This window comes from Sporosarcina sp. NCCP-2716, from assembly GCF_023707985.1.
Classification (GTDB): domain Bacteria; phylum Bacillota; class Bacilli; order Bacillales_A; family Planococcaceae; genus Sporosarcina.
On the sequence record NZ_BRCF01000004.1, the window covers coordinates 256,194 to 276,175 of the forward strand.

The 19,982-nt window shown below is 50.9% G+C and carries 12 protein-coding genes; 8 read left to right on the plus strand and 4 right to left on the minus strand.

Going from position 1 to position 19,982, the window contains the following annotated elements; genetic code table 11:
- The first annotated feature begins 27 nt into the window (after positions 1-27).
- From NFU03_RS08535 to NFU03_RS08545, 3 genes are read left to right on the plus strand one after another with little or no spacing between them, the layout of a single operon-like run.
- Positions 28-1,425, plus strand: a complete 1,398-nt coding sequence (locus tag NFU03_RS08535) for a YfcC family protein (RefSeq protein WP_251637820.1) — start codon at positions 28-30, stop codon at positions 1,423-1,425.
- 22 nt (positions 1,426-1,447) lie between these two features.
- A complete protein-coding gene (locus NFU03_RS08540; RefSeq protein WP_251637822.1) occupies positions 1,448-2,605 on the plus strand; it encodes a M20 metallopeptidase family protein in 1,158 nt (385 codons plus the stop codon).
- Positions 2,602-3,720, plus strand: coding sequence for a mandelate racemase/muconate lactonizing enzyme family protein (locus NFU03_RS08545; RefSeq protein ID WP_251637824.1), 1,119 nt, complete (start codon positions 2,602-2,604; stop codon positions 3,718-3,720). The genes NFU03_RS08540 and NFU03_RS08545 overlap by 4 nt, the downstream gene beginning before the upstream one ends.
- Before the next feature lie 402 nt (positions 3,721-4,122).
- Here the strand turns inward: NFU03_RS08545 and NFU03_RS08550 are convergent, their stop codons facing one another.
- The 4 genes from NFU03_RS08550 to csaB all read right to left on the minus strand — a co-directional run bounded on the left by NFU03_RS08550 (position 4,123) and on the right by csaB (position 10,078).
- On the minus strand, positions 4,123-5,709 hold the full coding sequence (locus NFU03_RS08550; RefSeq protein ID WP_251637826.1) for a glycoside hydrolase family 88 protein: 1,587 nt from the start codon (positions 5,707-5,709) through the stop codon (positions 4,123-4,125).
- Positions 5,710-6,188: 479 nt separating this feature from the next.
- Positions 6,189-7,694, minus strand: coding sequence for a murein biosynthesis integral membrane protein MurJ (gene murJ, locus NFU03_RS08555; RefSeq protein ID WP_251637828.1), 1,506 nt, complete (start codon positions 7,692-7,694; stop codon positions 6,189-6,191).
- An 83-nt stretch (positions 7,695-7,777) separates the two neighbouring features.
- Positions 7,778-8,953 (minus strand): glycosyltransferase family 4 protein, encoded by a 1,176-nt coding sequence (locus tag NFU03_RS08560; protein WP_251637830.1) that lies wholly within the window; start codon positions 8,951-8,953, stop codon positions 7,778-7,780.
- A 3-nt stretch (positions 8,954-8,956) separates the two neighbouring features.
- Positions 8,957-10,078: a polysaccharide pyruvyl transferase CsaB gene (gene csaB, locus NFU03_RS08565; protein ID WP_251637832.1), complete on the minus strand. Its 1,122-nt coding sequence runs from the start codon at positions 10,076-10,078 to the stop codon at positions 8,957-8,959.
- A gap of 504 nt (positions 10,079-10,582) precedes the next feature.
- Between csaB and NFU03_RS08570 the strand changes: the two genes are divergently transcribed.
- From NFU03_RS08570 to NFU03_RS08590, 5 genes are all read left to right on the plus strand, one after another.
- Positions 10,583-11,341 (plus strand): WecB/TagA/CpsF family glycosyltransferase, encoded by a 759-nt coding sequence (locus tag NFU03_RS08570; RefSeq protein WP_251637834.1) that lies wholly within the window; start codon positions 10,583-10,585, stop codon positions 11,339-11,341.
- Positions 11,342-11,382: 41 nt separating this feature from the next.
- Positions 11,383-12,657, plus strand: coding sequence for a nucleotide sugar dehydrogenase (locus tag NFU03_RS08575; RefSeq protein WP_251637836.1), 1,275 nt, complete (start codon positions 11,383-11,385; stop codon positions 12,655-12,657).
- Positions 12,658-12,918: 261 nt separating this feature from the next.
- Positions 12,919-14,340, plus strand: a complete 1,422-nt coding sequence (locus NFU03_RS08580) for an O-antigen ligase family protein (protein ID WP_251637839.1) — start codon at positions 12,919-12,921, stop codon at positions 14,338-14,340.
- A gap of 383 nt (positions 14,341-14,723) precedes the next feature.
- A complete protein-coding gene (locus tag NFU03_RS08585; RefSeq protein ID WP_251637841.1) occupies positions 14,724-18,089 on the plus strand; it encodes an S-layer homology domain-containing protein in 3,366 nt (1,121 codons plus the stop codon).
- Between the two features lie 1,029 nt (positions 18,090-19,118).
- Positions 19,119-19,892 (plus strand): hypothetical protein, encoded by a 774-nt coding sequence (locus NFU03_RS08590; RefSeq protein ID WP_251637842.1) that lies wholly within the window; start codon positions 19,119-19,121, stop codon positions 19,890-19,892.
- Positions 19,893-19,982 lie beyond the last annotated feature (90 nt).

Sequence of the window (19,982 nt, forward strand, 5' to 3'; positions counted from 1 at the left end):
CTATCATCTGTAAAAGGAGGGATTTACGTGAAAGAGGAACAATCAGCTAAAAAGAAGTGGAAGTTTGCCGTGCCTCATGTGTTTGTCATTTTGTTCATCGTCATTATCCTTGCAGCCATTGCGACATACATTGTACCGGCAGGGCAGTATGACACGATGGTCGATGAAAACGACCGGACAGTTGTCATCGATGGAACGTATCATGTCGTCGATTCAACACCGACCGGGTTCTTTGCAATCTTCCAATCGATCCACAAAGGAATGCAGAATACGGCGGGTATCATTTTCTATATCTTCATCGTCGGCGGTTCGTTCGGGATTCTGCATGCAACCGGTGCAATCTCCGCAGCTGTCGGAACAATCTCGAAAAAGATGGCAGGGCGGGAGTATTGGATGATTCCGATCCTCATGACATTTTTCGCGCTGTCAGGTGCTATGCTCGGGCTGGCGGAAGAAACAATACCTTATATTACTATCCTCGTTCCGCTCATGGTGCTGATTGGATTCGACTCCATCGTCGGTGCGGCGATTGTGCTGCTCGGGACGTCCGCTGGATTCACGGCAGCTTTCATGAACCCCTTCACAGTCGGGGTGGCGCAAGGGATTGCCGGACTGCCGATTTTCTCGGGACTTTGGCTGAGGATCATATTCTGGGTGATCTTCCTGTCGATCAGCATCTGGTACGTCATGCGGTATGCATTGAAAGTGAAAAAAGATCCAACGAAAAGTCTGGTGTATGGTATCGGTGAGCCGGTGGAACCAGCCGGCAGTATGGAAGAAATGACCGGACGGCATAAGATCATCTTCCTGATTCTCCTCGCGTCCTTGGTCGGCCTGGCCATCGGTGTCATACAGTTCGGCTGGTATTTGACAGAAATCTCGGGGTTATTCCTGCTGATGGGGATTTCAATGGGGCTTGTGGGACGCATGAACCTTGACGAAATTGCCGAAGCGTTCATCGAGGGATGTAAAGTGCTTGTCATGGGCGCGCTTGTCGTCGGAGTTGCCAATGCGATACTTGTCATCTTGCAGGAAGGCGGCATTATGGATACGATTTTGTATGCGTTTTCATCATCCATCGGGGAGATGCCGTCGACATTGGCGGCAGTAGGGATGTATGCAATCCAGTGCCTGCTGAATTTCATCATCCCTTCCGGCAGCGGGCAGGCAGCGCTCACCATGCCGATCATGGCGCCGCTTTCCGATCTGGTCGGCGTCACTCGCCAGACGGCAGTCCTCGCCTTCCAGTTCGGCGATGGGATTTCAAATATTTTCACTCCGACATCGGGTTACTTCATGGCAGGGCTTGCCCTTGCGCGAATCCCTTGGTCCAAATGGGTGAAATGGATTTTCCCGCTTATTTTGATCCACTATACGCTCGGTGCGATTTTTGTGACAATCGCCCATCTGATCCATTATTCATAACCAATACGGAGGTGCCCATCCAATGACACTACAACAAGAAACAGCTGAGTGGGTTGTGCAGCAGAGACGATATTTGCACGCACATCCCGAACTTTCCCATCAGGAAACGGAAACGAAAGAATATGTGAAACAACAACTCGAAATTATGGGACTCGAAACATACAGCATGACCGGCAAGGATATCATCGGGGTATTGCGGGGAGATAGGGCAGGGAAGACGATTGCAATCCGCTCCGATATGGATGCTCTCCCGATTCTGGAGCAGACCGGTCTGCCGTTCGCTTCGAAAAACGAAAACGTCATGCATGCGTGCGGTCATGACGGGCACATGGCCATCCTTCTCGGCGTCGCCCGTCTGCTTGCGGACCGGTCCAGTGATATCGCAGGCACCCTATTGTTCGTGTTCCAGCATGCCGAAGAGGAACTGCCAGGCGGCGCAACGGAATTGGTCGAGGCCGGACTGCTCGACGGCATCGACGCCATCTTCGGTTACCATCTGTGGCAGCCGATCCCCGCAGGCGTCATCGGTGTGCGTGAAGGACCGACGATGGCGGGAGCTGATCGTTTTTCCTTCACCATACAGGGCAAGGGAGGGCACGGCTCCATGCCGCAGGACACGATCGATCCGACGCTCGTAATGTCGGCGGTGATCTTGCAGATCCAGTCGATCATCAGCCGCAGCCTCAGCCCGAGCGAAGAAGCCGTCCTCAGCATCGGCGAACTGCGCTCCGGGTCGAACTACAACATCATTCCGGACAGCGCCTATGCTTCCGGAACGGTGCGCTATTTCCATAAGGAAGCCTCCGAACACATCAAAAAACGCCTGCATGCCATCATCGACGGCGTATGCCAGGCATACGGCGCGACATTCGAACTGGACTACCAGCATGGCGACCCGCCGCTCGACAACGATCCTCAGCTCACGGCATTCATGGAGCGGCAGGCAAAGCAGCTGGTCGAAGAAAAACAGGTCACCCGTATCGACGGCATCATGGGCAGTGAGGACTTTGCCTATTATTCAACCGAAATCCCGGCATCGTACATCTTTCTAGGAATCGGCCATGAGGACCGCCCATATGGCCACCATCATCCGAAATTCGATATCGACGAAAGCGTGCTTGCCACCGGTGTCGAACTGTTCACCGAAAGCCTGCTGACGTACATGGAGGAGAACCGATGAAAATTACATCCATCGAAGTCATTTCCGTCAGACTCCCGTTGAAGACACCATTCATCATCAGCTACCATACGTATGTCGACATGCCATCCATCATCGTCAAGGTGCATACCGATACTGGCCTGACAGGCTACGGAGAAGGGACTCCGGATGAGCATGTCACGGGGGAAACGTGGGAAGGGGTGAGGGCCGTCCTGACAAACACGATTGCTCCAGCTGTGATCGGCATGAGCCCATTCGACATGGAACGCATCCACGATCGCATGGACAAAACGATTTACGGCGCTACCACTGCAAAAGCCGCCATTGACATCGCCTGCTACGACCTGATGGGCAAAGCGACCGGTCAGCCGGTGTTCAATCTGCTCGGCGGGCGTTACCATGACACACTCGAATTCCCGAAAGTGATCAGCATCCTGACGCCGGAAGAAATGGCGGCCGAGGCGACTGCAGCTGTCAGCGAAGGCTATCGGATCCTCAAACTTAAAGCAGGGACCGATCAACAGCTCGATATCGAACGCATCCGTGCCGTCCGGCATGCTGTCGGCGACGAGATCGCCATAAAAGTCGACGCCAACCAAGGGTGGGAAACGAGCGCAGCTTCCATGCAAGTGCTCGAACAAGTCAAAGACTGCCGTATCGACTGGATCGAGCAGCCCGTCATCGCATCTGATATGCATGGCTTGAAGGAGATCAAACAAAAAACGACCATCCCGGTCATGATCGATGAAGGACTCCATGGCCAGAAGGAAATGTACGAACTGACGGCCACCCGTTCAGCAGACATGATGAACATCAAACTCATGAAATGCGGCGGTCTCTACCGCGCCATGCAGCTCGTCCACCAGGCGGAACTCGCTGGTTTCACATGCCAAATAGGCTCTATGGTCGAATCCGCGGTTGCATCAGCTGCAGGCCTGCACCTCGCGGCAGCCAAAAAACGCATCCAGACGAACGAACTTGTCGGACCGCTCATGTTCAGTCAAGACATCGCCCCCTTGGACATCGACATCCCATTCGTCCGACTGAGCGATGCACCGGGACTCGGACTCGAAATCGACGAGGCAGTACTTAAAGAGCTGACACACGCCCATGATATCATGCACGAGCAGTTGTAACTGAATCCTCTGGCCCTCCTGTTATCCACACAGGAGGGTTTTCTGGTGGAATGAACAACCCGGGGGCCAGCAACCGCTCGATACTCCGTGCTAACCGATCAATCTCACTGCCAAACCGCTCCATTCCGCCCGCCAACCGCTCCATTCCCACATCCGCGGCCCGTCCCAAGCCCCGGGTTTCCCAATGCTCGCGACCATTTTAGCTTGTCTGGCTCCGCTGCCGCTCCGCCTTTCCTGTTAGAGACGTGGGGAAGAGGATATCCCTCTAAGAGCACCGGTCTTCCGACAGTGTGGATGAGCCGCTCAAGCAGGCGGAGAACCGCTCAAGCAGTAACTCCAAACGCTCAAGCAACCCACCCAAACGCTCAAGCCCCCCAAAAAAACAAAAAAACAGGGGCACCTTCACCCCTGCTTCAAATGCTTCGTCACTTTCTCGATCAGCTCTTCCCCCTGATCTTTCAAATAGCCGACCTTCGCATCGATCAGCTTGTCAAAATACGCATTGCGCCCAAGCTCCATTTCCTCGAGCAGCGACTGCGTCTCGACCAGATCGACCAGCGTCAGCTGCGGGTAATCATCGCCCGAGAACGTGCCGTCCGGGCGCGCCTGATACCACAAGTCGCCGTTGTCGCGAATCCAGCCGCCCTCAGACGCGCCGAACCCTTCGATGCCCGCCATCACGGACTTCGCAGCGTCCAAATACTTCGCATCATCCGTCTCCCGGTACGCCGTCAACAGGATCTTCAGCCCGCCGAGCTCGTGGTTCAGCGACGCATGCGGCCGCTTCGTCTCCGGGTCCTCGTCGAAGTAGTCGACAATCAGGAACCCGTCGCCCGCCTCGATCGTTTCGCCCTGATCGATCCGCGACAGCAGATAGTCCGCATACACCGGCACGTACTTCTGCGACTTGTCGACCTCTTCGTCGAACTGCTTCTCCGTCTCATCGAGGAAGAACGCCACATACTCGTTATAGCGCGTGTCGACGTACGGCGCCTTGATGCCGTACGCATTGTTCAGCCACGCGCTCGTGTACTCCGTCGGCCAGCGCGTGCCGCCGAACTCCGCGATGTAGTTCAGCAGGTTTACCCGCGAATTCAGCACCATCGTCTCGAAGAACTTCGACTCCGACTTGCCGTACCACTCGAGCGCCACATCGTCCTCCATCCGGCCGATGACGCGGCCGTAGCCCATCTTCGTCGCCGGGTCGATCGAGAACGGCAGCTTCGTGTACGGGCCGTCCTTCGTCAGCCAGTTCAGCTGCGAGAACTGGTTCTCGAGCGAAAAGTCGATCCACTCATTCTCTTCCTCATGACTCTCGAAAAGAGGGGAGTCCGACAGCAGCATCCACGACTCGCCGATCCCGCTACGGCCAGCTTTCAACCCGCGCGCAAACCCATCCGTCAGCAACTCGACATCCTGCACTTCCGATCCGAGCTCCCGCAGCCGGCTCTCGCCGACATCGTATTTTTTCACGAGTTCCTTCGAGGTGAATGAATACCCGACGACCGCTTCCTGGAACGCATTGTCCCGGATCTCCAGCCGGCCATACGGATTCACCGTCGGGTCCGTCCCGAACGTATCATGGTGCGGATGCTTCACCTTGCGATAGTTCCAATCCGTCGCCATGACGTCATCCGACCCGTTGAAGTGGTAACTCGTCTTCAGATCCACGCCGAGCCGGCTATCATTCATCAGCCGCTCGAACAGGAACTGTGACCCATTGCCGAGCGTCCGCTCCGTCAGCTCGTACGTCCCGATCCGCTTGCCGAACCGGTGAACTGAATATGTAATCGTGCGTTCTTCCGTATTCTCGACTTCCCGTTCTTCGTCCTTCTCATACGCCAGCGTCACCAGGCGCGGCATTTCGACCACCACATGCAGCGACTTGGTCGACAGCACCTGCTCCGTCTTCGTCCCCTTCAGGAACACAGCCCCCACACCTGCCAGCACCAACAGCGCCAGCAACACCGAAACCACCCATTTCTTCAACGAACGTCCCACTCCTTCCATGTGAATGAAATCCTATGATCAATCAAAGCGGGGGAGAGGGGAGCTAACATCGGCCAAGCGCTCCATACCCACGCCGAACCGCTCATTTCGCCCCGCTAACCGCTCCATTCCCCAGGCCCGCGGCAGCAATCCTCCCTCATCCCGTCAAAAAGCTCGCGACCATTCCGCTCTCCCCGGTGGAAAACCAAGACTGAATGGTGGGCTGCGCTCCGCTCCGCCTTTTCTGTTAGGAAAGTGGGGGAGGGAGTGTCACTTTAAAAGCGCAGACCTTGCGGCCTTGTCTGCGAACCGCTCAAGCAACCGCGCCAAACGCTCAAGATGACGGGGAACCGCTCAAGCCCTCTCATCAAACGCTCAAGATAACTTACAAGCGCTCAAGCCAATGTCGCAAACGCTCAAGCCACAGCGAGAACCGCTCAAGCCACCACCCAAACCGCTCAAGCACCCCCGCAAAAAACTCACCCGCGCCGCAGCATCCCTAAGAACCGCCGGAATCCGGCACGGTAGAACACGAACAGCATCGCCGCATACACGACAACCCCGATCGGCACCAAGATCGCAAGCTGCGGAATCGGTCCGAGTGACCCGACGCCGACAAATGCCTTCACAACCCACACTACAGCACCCATGAGCACCGTTGGCACGAGCACTTGCGGCACCATCCGGCCGAACCGCGCGAGCTCCTCACGACCAAGATCGCGGTATACAACCACCATCGACACGGCGAAGAAGTACACGCTCACCACTGACGCCGCAACCGCGAGAGCCGGGTAGCCGAACCGGTCCACGAGCAGCCAGTTGCTCAGGAAGTTGATGAGGATCGTCGTCACGCTGATGCGGAACACGACTGCTGTCTTGCCGCGCGCGTACATCGACTTTGACAGCATGAGCTGCATGCCCTGGAACACGACGACCGGCAAGTACAGCATGAGCGCGATGTGCGTACGGTGCGTATCCGTTGCCGTGAACTTGCCGTGCTCGTAGATGAACGCAATGACAGAATCACCGATGACGAACAGCCCTGCCGCAATCGGCAGCAGTGTCACGAGTGAGATCTCCATCCCGCGGAAGAACGTCTCTTTGAACTTCGCCCGGTCCTCCGTCTGCTCGCTCATGAGTGTGAAAATGATCGTCGCGAGCGTCGTTGCATAGATCGCATTTGGAATACTGATGATCAGTGACGCGTTGTTCAAATACGTCACCGCGCCGTCAATTCCGGATGCAAACGCCTTGTTCACGAAGAAGTTCACCTGGCCGACGACCGAGTTCAGCAGCGACGGTACGATCAGCAGCAAGAACGCGTTCCGGAACTGGATGTCCATCCGGAACTCCAAGCGGTACTTGTAATCCGACCGGAACAGGTAATATAGCTGCACGATGACGCCGAGGATCGTTCCAAAGATGAATCCATACGCTAAGGAAAAGATGCCCCACTGCTCATTGAACAGGATCGCGAAGATCACCGAGAACAGCGTTGCGAGCAGCTTCGACATCTGCGACGGCACGAAGATCCGACGCGACTGCAAATAGGAATCCAACAGCCCGCTCAGTGCGATCACCGTCATGAACGCGAAGAACACCTGCGTCATCGGGACAGCGATTGCAGCGATCTCTTCCGACATCTTGCCGTACAGGATCGGCAGGAAGTACGGCGCACCGAACCAGCCGACGAAACTGATGCCGACGAACAGCACCATCGTCCAGTTCAGCAACGCGTTCGCATTATGGTCGCCCGCGTCGCCGGATTTACGGTTTTTGATATACATCGGTAAAAAGACGTTATTGAAGCCTGTGGAGATCATCGCAACGACCAGGGTGATGAACGGGAACGCGAGGAAATACGCATCCGTCTCGAACGAGACCCCGAATTTTGTGCTGACGATCGATTCCCGGAACAACCCCGATAGCTTCAGTACGAGCGCGAGCACCGCAGTCCACAGTGCCGCCTGTTTTAACTTGCCCATAGTAGTCCTCCCAAATCACGTTAATAAGACATGCCGTCTAAACCGCGAAAAGCTCCCTGACGCAACACCAGGGAGCTTCACGGTCAATGTTTCAATGCTTTCAAGTAAATGCTTTCGTATTTCTCCGCAGCGGCAAAATGCGAGTACTCCGCAACAATCTTCGCCCGGCCCGCAGCTGCAAGCTGCTCGCCATATGCCGGATCTTCCAGCAGTTTGATCATCGCGTCGCTCAGCTCCTCGACGTTCTGCTCTTCAACCAAGAGCCCGTCCTTGCCGCTGTCGACGATCTCCTTCAAGCCACCGACCGCACATGCAATCAGTGGTACGCCGGAACCCATCGCCTCAAGTGCTGAGATCGAAGTCGCTTCTTCGACACCCGCCGAGTAGATCGACGGCACGAGGGCGACGTTCGCGAGTGCGTAATACTGCATCATGACCGAGTGATCGACCGCACCGAGCATCGTTATATGATCGGACACGCCAAGCTCTGCTGCTTTCTGCTTCATCGGCTCCATCATTTCGCCAGTACCTGCAAACACGACGCGCGCATTTGGGAATTTCTCAACGACAGCAGGAAGCGACAAAATCGGGTACATCACGCCGTTTTTCTTCGTCAGGCGGCGCGGCACGAAAAAGATCAGCTCGTCCTGCGAGAACCCGTATGTATCGCGGAACTCCGCACGCCGTTCGATTTCCGGCTTGAACGACTCCACGTCGATGAAGTTCTTGATCATATGGCCCGTTACGCCGGTTTCTTCCAAGATGTATTCCTTAATACGCGTGTCGACGGTAATCACTTCACGCGTCGCCCGGTACGCTTTCCGCTCTGCTTCTTGCAGTTCCTTCGCTTCCGGCGAGCCTTCGACGACCGTCCCTTTCGAGATCCCTTCGAACGTCAAGTAGCCGTGTACTGTACTCACGACAGGTACATTTGTTTCAAGCGCCGCGAACGTCGTAAAGACGTCCTGTGCGTTGATAACATCGTATTCTTTCTTCGTTACGGCTTCTTTAATGAGGATGGCAAGCTCGTCTTGGCGCCGCTTCAGCGTCCAGACATAACCTTTCCCCTGTTTCATTTTGTTCAATAAAAACGCGGGACCCCGTACGACTCCGTCACGTTTCCATTTTGGCACGTCCGAGAACGACACGACGTCGACCTCATGCCCGCGCGACTCGAGGCCCGCCTTCAATGTCGTCAAGTGGACGGACAGCCCGCCCAAGTGTGGATAATCATATGCTGTCGCTAGTAAAATTTTCACCGATTAACGGCCTCCATTCAAAAACTGTTCCCGCAGCAAGTCGACGTTGCGGATCGCTTCCCGCCGCAGTGTATCGACGTTCGGCGCCATCATCGCTTTTAACTCGTCACTGTTGTCCAAAGCATATAGCGCGCTTTCCAGCAGCTGCTCCTTCGTGAACGACCCGAGCTCATACGAGTGCTCCCACATACCCGAGCGCTTCAGGAAGCTCTCGACTTTCCGGTCGTAGCTCAAGCCGACGTGCGGCACGTTCGACAGCGCCGCGAAGATCAGCGCATGCAGCCGGAGCGCAATCGTCAGATCCGTCTGCTGGATGAAGTTGTAGAACTGGTTCGGCGAGAACTGCTCGCCGAGAATCTTTGTTTTGTCCGCATGCATCATGCGCTGCTGAACCTTCTTCGATACGTTCGTGTCATACGGCGGCTCCATCGGCACGAACACCGGCGTCACCCCGCGCTGTTCGATCAGCTGATCGAGCGTCCATGCGAGTTTCTCGATGTAGACGTCTTCGTGCTCGAACCACGGACGCGGCGCCACGGCCACGAGCCGTTCGTCACCTTTCAAGTCAAGAGAATCATACGCCGTCGTATCCTCGTCCGGCTTGAACGCGAACACGATATCCGCTGTCACGACCGTCTCCGGCTTCGTCACCCCGAGGTTTTCGAGGTAGTCTTTCGAATACTGGTCGCGCACCGTCACGAAGTCGGCTTTGTTCGCGAGCCCCTGCATGAGCGTCTTGCCCCACTTGCTCGTGACCGGTCCGATCCCTTGCGAGAAGAACATGACCTTCGTTCCGCATAGCTTCGCGAGCAGGACGATGAGCAGGTAGTAGGGAAGGGGGCCGAACAGGAACTTTGTTGGATACGTGTCCTGCAGCAGCCCGCCGCCGCCTGAGATCAGCAGATCCGCCTTCCGCAGCGCCTTCACTTTCTCCTTATTGCCATGACGCCAGCCGCGGTACACCGCCGACACACTATGATCCGACGCCGTCTTCTCCGGCGACAGCGAAAACACCGTGATCTCCGGGTTGTCCAACTCCGCGCGCAAGTTGTCGATGATCGCCTTCAAGATCGCCTCATCGCCTGTATTTCCCAATCCGTAAAATCCGGACAGTACAATTTTCAATGGAACTTCCTCCTCGGTTGCCAATAAAATCTTTTCTTTCTTCAATGAAATAAAATAGTGACGGTGTCAGTCTGCGTTTCAGGTGGACGCTTTCCGTGGGGCTGTGCGTTGAGCCTCCTCGTCGCTTCGCTCCTGCGGGGTCTCACCACCCAGCTAATCCCACAGGAGTCGCCACCTTACACTCCGACTGACGGCTCTCCTTATAATAGAACGACGTTCGTTCAAGAAGGATGCTTTGCACGACAGCTAGGTTTGGAGAAGCGTTCGTCCGACTCCTGCGGGAATAGCATGAGCTGAAGACCCTGGACTGAGCGCAGCGAGGGAAGCGGCTGAAGCCATGCCCGCGGAAAGCGGACGATAAGCTTCGGAAAACCGTGCCCGTTGGGCTGTCTTTTTTAAAAGCAAAACCCGCTCTGGCGAGCGGTCTGTCGGGGTAATTTTAGCACTAGTCGAACAGGCTGTGCAAGCTGTTCCCGTTTCTGCTATACTAAGACAATTGAAAGCATGGAATACAGTAAGGAACTGAGTGGGGGCACCCGTATCATGAAAGAAAGCTACTTAGGCGTGAACGTCTCGCCTCTGACATACGAAACGATCATCGACGAGATCCGGCAGCGTATGGATCGCCGTGAGCAGTCGACCATCATCGCGGTCAACCCCGAAAAGGTCATGACCGCGCAGAAAGACGCACAAGTCAAAGAGCTGATCAACGGCGCGACATTCCAGATCGCGGACGGTGTCGGCATTTTACTTGCGTCCAAATTGAAAAAAGGCACGATTACGTCCCGCGTAACCGGGGTAGACATGATGGCGCGCCTGCTGCAGTTCGCAGCGAGCGACCAGCAGCCTGTCTACCTGTATGGCGCAAAGCCTGAAGTCGTCGAAAAGGCGGCGGAGAACATACGTCGCGATTATCCCGGCATCCCGATTGCGGGCATGACCGATGGCTATGAGCACGATGAAGAAGCGCTCGTCCAGCGCATTGCGGACAGCGGCGCGAAGATCCTGTTCGTTGCCCTCGGCTCGCCGAAGCAGGAATTGTGGATCCGCCGCAACATGGGCAGACTCCATAACGTCCTAGTGTTCCAAGGGGTCGGCGGCAGTTTCGACGTATTCTCCGGTACCGTCAAACGAGCGCCCGCGCTGTTCCGGAAGACCGGCACCGAATGGTTCTACCGGCTGTGCAGCGACCCGAAGCGGCTGAAACGGCAGATGAACCTGCCGCGTTTCCTCCTGCGCGTACTAACTGAAAAATCGCAGTGACCGCTGCATCCACTTATATCGAAGGAAAGAGGCAAAATCCAATGAAGAAAAGCATCTGTATCGTCGGGCTCGGTTATATTGGACTCCCGACTGCCGTCATGTTCGCGAACCATGGCCACCAAGTCCACGGTGTCGACATCCAGGAACCCGTCGTCAAGAAAATCAGCAATAAAGAACTGCACATCGAAGAAAACGGCCTGCAGGAGTATTTGAATGAAGCAATCGACAGCGGCATGCTGACGGTTTCGACGACTCCGCAGAAAGCCGACGTCTTCATCCTTGCGGTCCCGTCTCCGATCAAGGAAGACAAAACCGCGAACTTGGAGTACATACGCTCCGCTGCCAAATCGATCGCGCCGTTTGTCGAAAAAGGCAACCTCGTCATCTTGGAATCGACAGTCCCGCCGAAAACCGTGCAGGACATCGTGATTCCGGAACTCGTTCCGACAGGTCTCGAAATCGGCACGGACATCCTCGTTTCCCACTCGCCTGAACGCGTCATCCCGGGCCGGGTGTTCGAAGAGCTCGTGTCGAACGACCGCATCATCGGCGGTGTGAACAAGGAATCCGCACGAGCGACATCTGAACTATATCGCTCATTCGTTAAAGGTGAGCTGCATGAAACGGACGATACGACAGCGGAACTCGTCAAAGTGATGGAGAACACATACCGTGACGTCAACATTGCGTTTGCGAATGAACTTGCAAAAATTGCGGAAACAATCGACGTAGATATCTGGGAAGCAATCCGCCTCGCGAACTTCCACCCGCGCGTCAACATCCATCAACCGGGCCCAGGCGTCGGCGGACACTGCATCGCGGTTGATCCGTGGTTCCTCGTCGAACTGAACCCGGAACTCGCGAAACTGATCCACCTGTCACGGAAGACGAACGACGGCATGCCGGAATATACCGCGCAGATGACCGCAGATCTTCTGTCGGCGCTGAACGTTGAACAGCCGAAAGTTGCCGTTCTCGGACTCGCCTTCAAAGGCAACATCGATGACATGCGCGAAAGCCCGTCACTCGACGTCATCGAAGAGATGACCCAGAAAGGGCTTATCGTGTCGGCCTATGATCCGCATATCAAGACGAACAACATTTCTGTCCAGACACAGGACTTCGAAGAGGCTGTCAAAGACGCTTCCGCAGTCGTCGTCCTCACGAGCCATGATGCGTTCAAGGAACTCGATCCGGCTGCAGTCGGCGAACTCATGAAGGACAAGCTCCTCATCGACGCGAAAAACTGCATCGACCGCAGCAAGTGGGAAGACGCAGGATTCCGTACGCACGTGCTGGGGAATTCGAAGAACTGATTTTAAGAACCAATAATGTAAATTGCTTTTGCTAATGAAAGACGTTTACTAATACATGACCCGCTGTACGTAGCGAATGGCGGCGACTCCTGGGGGATCAGCGAAGACCGAAGACCCTGGACTGAGCAGAGCGAAGGAAGCGGCTGAGGTCGAGCCCCCGGAAAGCGTCCGCCTGCAGCGCAGTACAGCCCTGTGACCATTTGAGTTCTAACGAACTCTTTTTTTAAGACCAAATCATATATGAAAGAGGAACCTGTCCCAATGGAACTTAACCGACACAACATCATGCTCGCGCTTGTGGCGTTCGTCATGATCCAGCCGATCATCGATGTGCTGACGACCGCGTCGCTCTTGTTCATCGACCTTCCGTTGACGCTCGGCGTCATCATCCGTCTCGCTTATCTCGCCGTCATGGCTGTCTGGATCGTCAACGAGTCACGGAAGAGCAAACGGGCCCGGCTCTATCTGCTCTACCTGGCAGGACTGGCTGCCTTTGTCATCATCAACTTCATCGTCGGCTATACCGTCAAGGAACCTTTCTATCTTGTACAAGAATTGACGTATTACACGAAAGTGGTCTACTTCCATGTCTTGCTGTTCGGATTCATCCTTCTGCTCGAAGCGTTGCACAAGGAAGACGGCTCGGACACAGCGCGTCAGCTGATCAACTACTTCCTCATCGCATCACTCACGATCAGTGTCGTCTTCATCATTGCGCACTTGACCGGCACGAGCATGGCGAACTATGCACGGTCCAAGCAAGGATGGACCGGCTGGTTCTACGCAGGTAACGAAGTCGGCGCATCCATGTCAATCCTGCTGCCGATCACTGCGATGTTTGCCGTCTATAAAACGACGACGACGCGCAAGCTGCTGCACTGGCTGCCGTTCGTGCTTCTGTCCGCATCCATGCTGGCGCTCGGCACGAAAGTTGGGTATGGCGGCATCCTGATTGTGCTGCTCAGCATCTTCTTCGGAAGCCTGCTGCTGCTCTTAACGACAAAAGAATATCCGGCCCGACAAAGAGTGAAGGCGAATTCGTTCGTCTCTCTCATCCTATTAATAGTACTTGTCGTGTCGACACCGTTCACGCCGGTATTCGGCAATATGTACGCACACCTCGACATTCTGGGCATTTCGCTAGAGAAACCGCAAGTAGAACTGGATGAGAACGGCGACGAAATTCCACTAGATGGAGAAGAAGAGAATGATGAACCGCTCATCAACGCAGAGCAGTTCGAGAACCTCGTCTTCAGCAGCCGCGAGACGTACAAGGCGAACTTTGTCGAACAATTCAAGGACGCGCCGATAAGCCAAAAACTATTCGGCATGGGCTTTGCGGGGAACTATGATGCTCCGCAGCCACACAAGCCGCTCAAGATGATTGAGATGGACTTCCATGACTGGTTCTTCTCATTCGGTATCCTCGGATTCATCTACATGGTCGCACCGATCGTCTGGTTCGCCGGCCGGTTCATCGTGATCCTGGTCAGCAACTTGAAAGAGAACTTCAACTACTTCAGTATTTTGACAGGCGTGGCATTCCTCGTCGGTATCGGCATCGCCTATACGGCAGGGCATACGCTGACGGCGCCTTCGGTTTCCGTTTGGCTAGCGTTTCTGCTGGCGGCGGTTACGGTGGTGTCCCAGAACAGACGAATAAAACCAGAATTAGACTTATAAGCTAGAAATACGCCCCAGACTGCTTCGACAGTATGGGGTTTTAATATGCAGTTAAACGAATAATGTACTAGACATATCTAGTAAGGGGGAGGGACATGAAATGCCCGCTGTGGCTATATTACATATGTAACCTGCTAGCAACAACTAACTCTTTTTGTTTTATAAAAGAAATGTTTAAACAGCTATGATATTGGTTGCAAAGAAAAAAAGCTTATGTATAATAGAGTAAGAGTTAAATTATAGCTAGTTGTCTGTAATTCTTGAAATCTTTTTGAAGATTTGTAGATTTTACAAGAGAATGATGCTATAGTTAAACTGTGTTTCACCATTGATGGTGACATCAATGAAATAGGATTACCTAAAACAGGGAGGAATACCACACAATGGCTCAACAATCTTACAAAAAGTTCGTAGCAACTGCTGCGACAGCTTCACTAGTTGCATCTGCTTTGGTCCCAGTTGCATCAGCGAATGTTACAACTTCCGCTTTCACAGACGTACCTGCCTCGTATCAGAAGGCAGTAGATTTCGTAGTAACTAACAACATCTCCGCTGGACTGACTCCTACACAATACGGAATCAGCCAGCAAATCAAACGTGTTGATGCAGCGGCTATGATCGCAGCGGCAGCTGGTCTTAACGATCCAAAAGCTCCTGCATCAGGTTTCACTGATGTACCTGACCGTGCAGCGGTAGCAGTAAACTCACTTAAAGCTGCAGGTGTGGTTAGTGGTAAAACTGCAACAAAATTCGGTGCACAGGATAACATTACTCGCGGAGAAGCAGCTCTTATGCTTCAAAAAGCATTCGATTTGAAAGCTGGCGACACAAAAAATTCGTTCACAGACGTTTCAAGCCGTTACGACTCAGCAGTTGACGCTTTGGTTGCGAACAATGTAACTAACGGTATCAACAAAACACAATTCGGAACACAAAACAACATCAAACGCGGCGATTTCGCGAAATTCTTGTATGCTTTGGAAGACCAAATTGTAGTACCAGGAGCTGCAGTTGAGACAGTCACAGTTGTAAATGAAACAACTACAACTGTAAAGTTGAAAGATGCAGATAAAGACCTCACAACTAAGGACTTCAAGATCACTGTAAATGGTGATGTTGTTGCACCAACTGAAGTGAAAAGCAATGGCACTGGAGAAATCTATACAATTACACATGCAAGTCTTAAAGGACTTAAAGGAAACGTTGCAGTAAACGGTGTAATTGGAAGCTTTGACTTCACAGTAGAAAAAGCGGCTAAAGTTCAGTCGATTTCTGCGTTGAATGCGAAAGAAATCACAGTTGTCTTCGACAAGAACTTGACTGATGAAGATGCAGACAGCATGAAACAAATCGTTGTTGTTGCTCCTTCAGGTCAGGAAATTGTTGCGAATGCAGTAACAGGTCCTAAAAAAGGTGATAACTCAGCAACTTATGCATTCACAAACGAATTGAGCGAAACAGGAACGTACACAGTTAAGGGTACTGAAGTTTCAGCTAAGTATGAAACTGCTATTGTTGGTCTTGATACAAAGTTAAATAGTGATAACTCAGTAACTGTATCAGGTAACACAGTTCTTGCTGACCGTGTAGAAGTTAGCTTCGACGGTACTAACTTTGTTGACGCTTCTTTGAAAACTGACGGAACGTTCACTTACACTTCACCAGTTCAGTCTGCTGGATCGAAAACTGTAACTGTACGTGCTACAAAGGGAACGTCTATTGTTACAAGAACCACAACAGTAAACGTACCTACGCCGGCACAAGCAGCTGTTACAACAGCAGTAGCAAAAAACCCAAGAGAAATTGAAGTTAAATTTAGCCAAGCTGTAGAAGATAGCAGCGCTGAAAATGTGAGCAACTACACATTGAAAGTAAATAATGTAGCTGTTACTGCTGAAAAAGCTACACAGGTAGATGACAATACAGTCATCCTCACATTGCCTTCTACGTTATCAAACAATGACACATACCAAGTGGAGAAAGTGGCAAATGTACTGACTGAGGGTACTTTCCAAAAGATGGCTGAGTACAAAGGTGAGGCCAAAATTTTCAATAATACTACAGGACCTAAATTGTTGAAAGTAGCTAAAAAGGCCGATGATTCTTTAGTTTTAACTTTTGATAAGCACGTTAATCCAGCAAGTGCATCCGTTAAAATTGATAACGTCACACTAACTGGTACGAAGACAGCTGCTGCTTACGACGATGCGGGTAATTACACATTAACGTTTGCTAAAGATTCTAATGCTCCTGCTTCTATTTATGGTGCAGGGACCCATACTGTTGTTGTCAACAATGCTACTGACTTGTCAGGAGTAGGGACGACTGTTCAACAATCAACATTTGTAATTGGCGTGGATAATACTCCTCCAACTGTGAAGTCTATTAAGCCGGTAGGTTCTTACACATTCGATGTAGAATTCTCTGAGCCTATTGCAAATGCTCCTACTAACCTTTCTGGTTTGATTGCTAATGGAAACCTTAAAGTGAAGCTAGGTAATGTAGATTATACTAACCTTGGCGGTGTTGCGTCATCGGCGAAAATTGATTCGACTACTTATCGTGTGGTATTGGATAAAGAAGTTACTGTTTCAGGAACACCAAATACTACTTATTCAATTTACGATGCAAACAAAACTACATCTGTAGTTACAGTTGAGCTCAAAGGCTACGAAGATGCTGCTGGTTTAATTGGTAAAGCTACTACACAAAGTATTACGCTTACTAAAGACACTGTTAAACCAACTATCAAGGCTACAAACCTTAACACATACAACAGTGCTACAAAGACATTCAATGTTAAGTTCTCTGAAGCACTAAATACTACTAACTTTGACGCTTCAAAAGTAGCAGTCTATGATCAAAACAATGTTCGTTTGAACTTGGCTGGAGCTCCGGTTGCTATCACAGGAGATACAGTTTCAATTACCCTTGATGCTTCTTCTACACCTACTTCTGCTCAACAATTCAAAGTAGTGTTTGATGCAGGTGCAGTTGTAGATCTGTCTGACAATAAAAATGATGCTTTGACAACATATGTTGATAACCGTCAAGCTGCTACTCCTGTACAACCTGCTATTGCTAGCGTAACAACAGCTAAGAATGTTATCACAGTAACTTATAATGACAAGATGTCTGATTCTGCTATCACTGCTGCTAACTATAAGTTAGATGCAGGTGCTCTTCCGCAAGGTACTAAATTGGACTTCACAGATTCAGGAAAAACAACTGTACAAATCACATTGCCGGAAAACACGTATAATGTAAATACAACAGGTACTCTTGAATTGAGCAAGTCTATTGTTAGTGCGGATGGCTCAAAATATGTTGCGACTGTTTCAGGCGGAAATGTCACATCTCCTATCGTTCTAAGTGATAATATTAAACCTGTGTTGACAGGGGCTAAGTGGGTTGCTGAATCCACTGATACTACATCTGCTACAATTGAATTGACGTTCTCTGAAGCTGTTAAAACACCAGCGAATTCAGACTTTGTTGTCTTGATCGGCGGAGCCGAGTATACAGTGGCAGCATCACCTGTAGTCCAAACTGATGCTAAGAAAGTGAGAATTACTTTGGCAAATGGCGCAGTTAACGTTAATAACACTGTACAAGTTAAAGTTACCGACGATCAGTCAATTACTATTGGTACAGAAGACTTGGCAGTTCGCGGTGATGGAACAACAGCGGATGGTAACAAGTTGACTCGTGGTACAACTGTTACTGTTTCTGGAAAAGTCGCTCCTTAATAAAACTAAACGAAACGTTACTATATAAGCTAGGTAACTAGTGAAATTAGTGGATTTGACCTCATGGATATAACTTTATAGTTAGGTCCATGGGGTTTTTCTAACTGTTACTATCTATTTGTTCGGTGTGATTCCGAATCTTGCAAAACAGTCTGGAATGCAAGTGCCTAATCCTCCTGGACCCAATGAAGCGCTGAATTGTTCGTGGAAGGGGCTAAGTCAGGTGAAGTCGTACTCATGAAATTGAGGCGGGGTTCTTTAAAAGACAACTATGATCAGGTTGACGAATCCATGTAGGCAGGGAGAGGTAGTACTTATCGCGAAATTAAGCTAGGGGCTCGCTAAGTACCCAACCATTTTAAATGATGATGTGGAGATCAGCCTAATTGACTGTTAAACTGGTCTTTCTCTAACCTGGATAGTGGAGATCTAAGGTTGTCAAAGTAAGGGATAGATATAACGGAACGTTTGAAGTCTTAGTGAGCTAGGTGAATCAGCACCCATAATCTCATTAAGATGGCTGCGGGTTTGTAGTAGTGTGGATGATTAGCCGTTTGGACTTGTATGGTAACATACGAGGAGGAGAAAACTAATCGGAGCGAAGGGACCCAGTCAGTAGTATGGGAACTTATAAACCTGATTTTCAAATTCAAGCTCGAATTTAGCAGAACCAATTATAACTTATAATTGGTTCTGAATTTTAAGCTATGGATAGGTACTAACTCCTGACGCCCTATTTAGGGAACGGCATATTTTCTGAGTAGCAGGTCTTAAGTATTAATATAAGGTTTATAATGAACTATATAACTGGTAGATCGCCGTGTGCGTTGAAAGACGCCTGCACGGTGAAGGCTCGATTCGAAAGACACATAACATGTGTTATAAGACGAGAATAGCGCGCAAGAATTAGCAATCAAAAGAATTGAAGGTATCATTCAATATGGTAATGCTTCTTCAATTACGATTGCTCAAATTAACACAGCTACAGGACTTACAACTGCAATTCCATCAAACGAATCAGCTTATGAAATGGCAATCTCTAATGCCATGGATGGCTCATTAAATACTTCTCAAAAAATTGCTGACTTGGTTGCAGACGTTAATATTGCTAAAACGGTAGAGGCCCAAATTACTGCAGCAACAAATCAATTACAAGTGGAAACTGCTCGCAGTAATTACAACTCGTTAACTACAAAACAAAAATTGTTAGTTACTAATGAATCTGCATTACAAGTTAAAGAGCAATCACTAGTCGATGATGAAGCGGCTAAAATTATTGCAGCTGAAATTACCAATCTGACTACGGGAACTAACGTCTTAACACAGGCTAGAGCCCTGGTTACTGCTGGATTTACGGTTACTATCACAAGTTCATCTAATACAGCGATCTCTAGTACAACAGGTGCTGTTACGCAGCAAATTCTAGCTCAAAATGGTAATGTAACATTCCAGGTTGAAAAATACGGAAAAACGGCAACTTCTGTGGTCGCTCTTACCGTTAATCCTAGAGACACGACACCACCTGCTTTACCAATTGCTATTGCAAGTTCAACAGCGACAAACATTGTTCTTGTATCTGCTGGAGAAACGGATTGGGCATCTGCTTCCAGAATTGGTGGACCAGGTGCTACGGCAAGTTCAGTTGAAAATGGTAATTCGGTAACATTTACACTTGATAGTGAAGCTAGTAATGGGACGCTTCTGCAGTTTAAAATAACTGATACCTCTGGTAATCAAAGTCCGATTTACGCTGTAACCTACAACTCTGGAACTTGGGTAGTTATTCCAAATCCATTTAATTAAACTATTAACCTGGAATATCCATTATTCAGACACAGAAGTGATTTGTAAATGCAATAGAAGGGTCTCCTGGTCACGACTATGATCAGGAGA

What these genes read in the sequence shown, in the direction of transcription:
- NFU03_RS08570 (WP_251637834.1), top strand. Translation starts at nt 10,583, where the DNA reads ATGGAATACAGTAAGGAACTGAGTGGGGGCACCCGTATCATGAAAGAA.
- NFU03_RS08590 (WP_251637842.1), top strand. Translation starts at nt 19,119, where the DNA reads ATGGCAATCTCTAATGCCATGGATGGCTCATTAAATACTTCTCAAAAA.
- NFU03_RS08540 (WP_251637822.1), top strand. Translation starts at nt 1,448, where the DNA reads ATGACACTACAACAAGAAACAGCTGAGTGGGTTGTGCAGCAGAGACGA.
- NFU03_RS08575 (WP_251637836.1), top strand. Translation starts at nt 11,383, where the DNA reads ATGAAGAAAAGCATCTGTATCGTCGGGCTCGGTTATATTGGACTCCCG.
- NFU03_RS08580 (WP_251637839.1), top strand. Translation starts at nt 12,919, where the DNA reads ATGGAACTTAACCGACACAACATCATGCTCGCGCTTGTGGCGTTCGTC.
- NFU03_RS08545 (WP_251637824.1), top strand. Translation starts at nt 2,602, where the DNA reads ATGAAAATTACATCCATCGAAGTCATTTCCGTCAGACTCCCGTTGAAG.
- NFU03_RS08585 (WP_251637841.1), top strand. Translation starts at nt 14,724, where the DNA reads ATGGCTCAACAATCTTACAAAAAGTTCGTAGCAACTGCTGCGACAGCT.
- murJ (WP_251637828.1), bottom strand. Translation starts at nt 7,694, where the DNA reads ATGGGCAAGTTAAAACAGGCGGCACTGTGGACTGCGGTGCTCGCGCTC.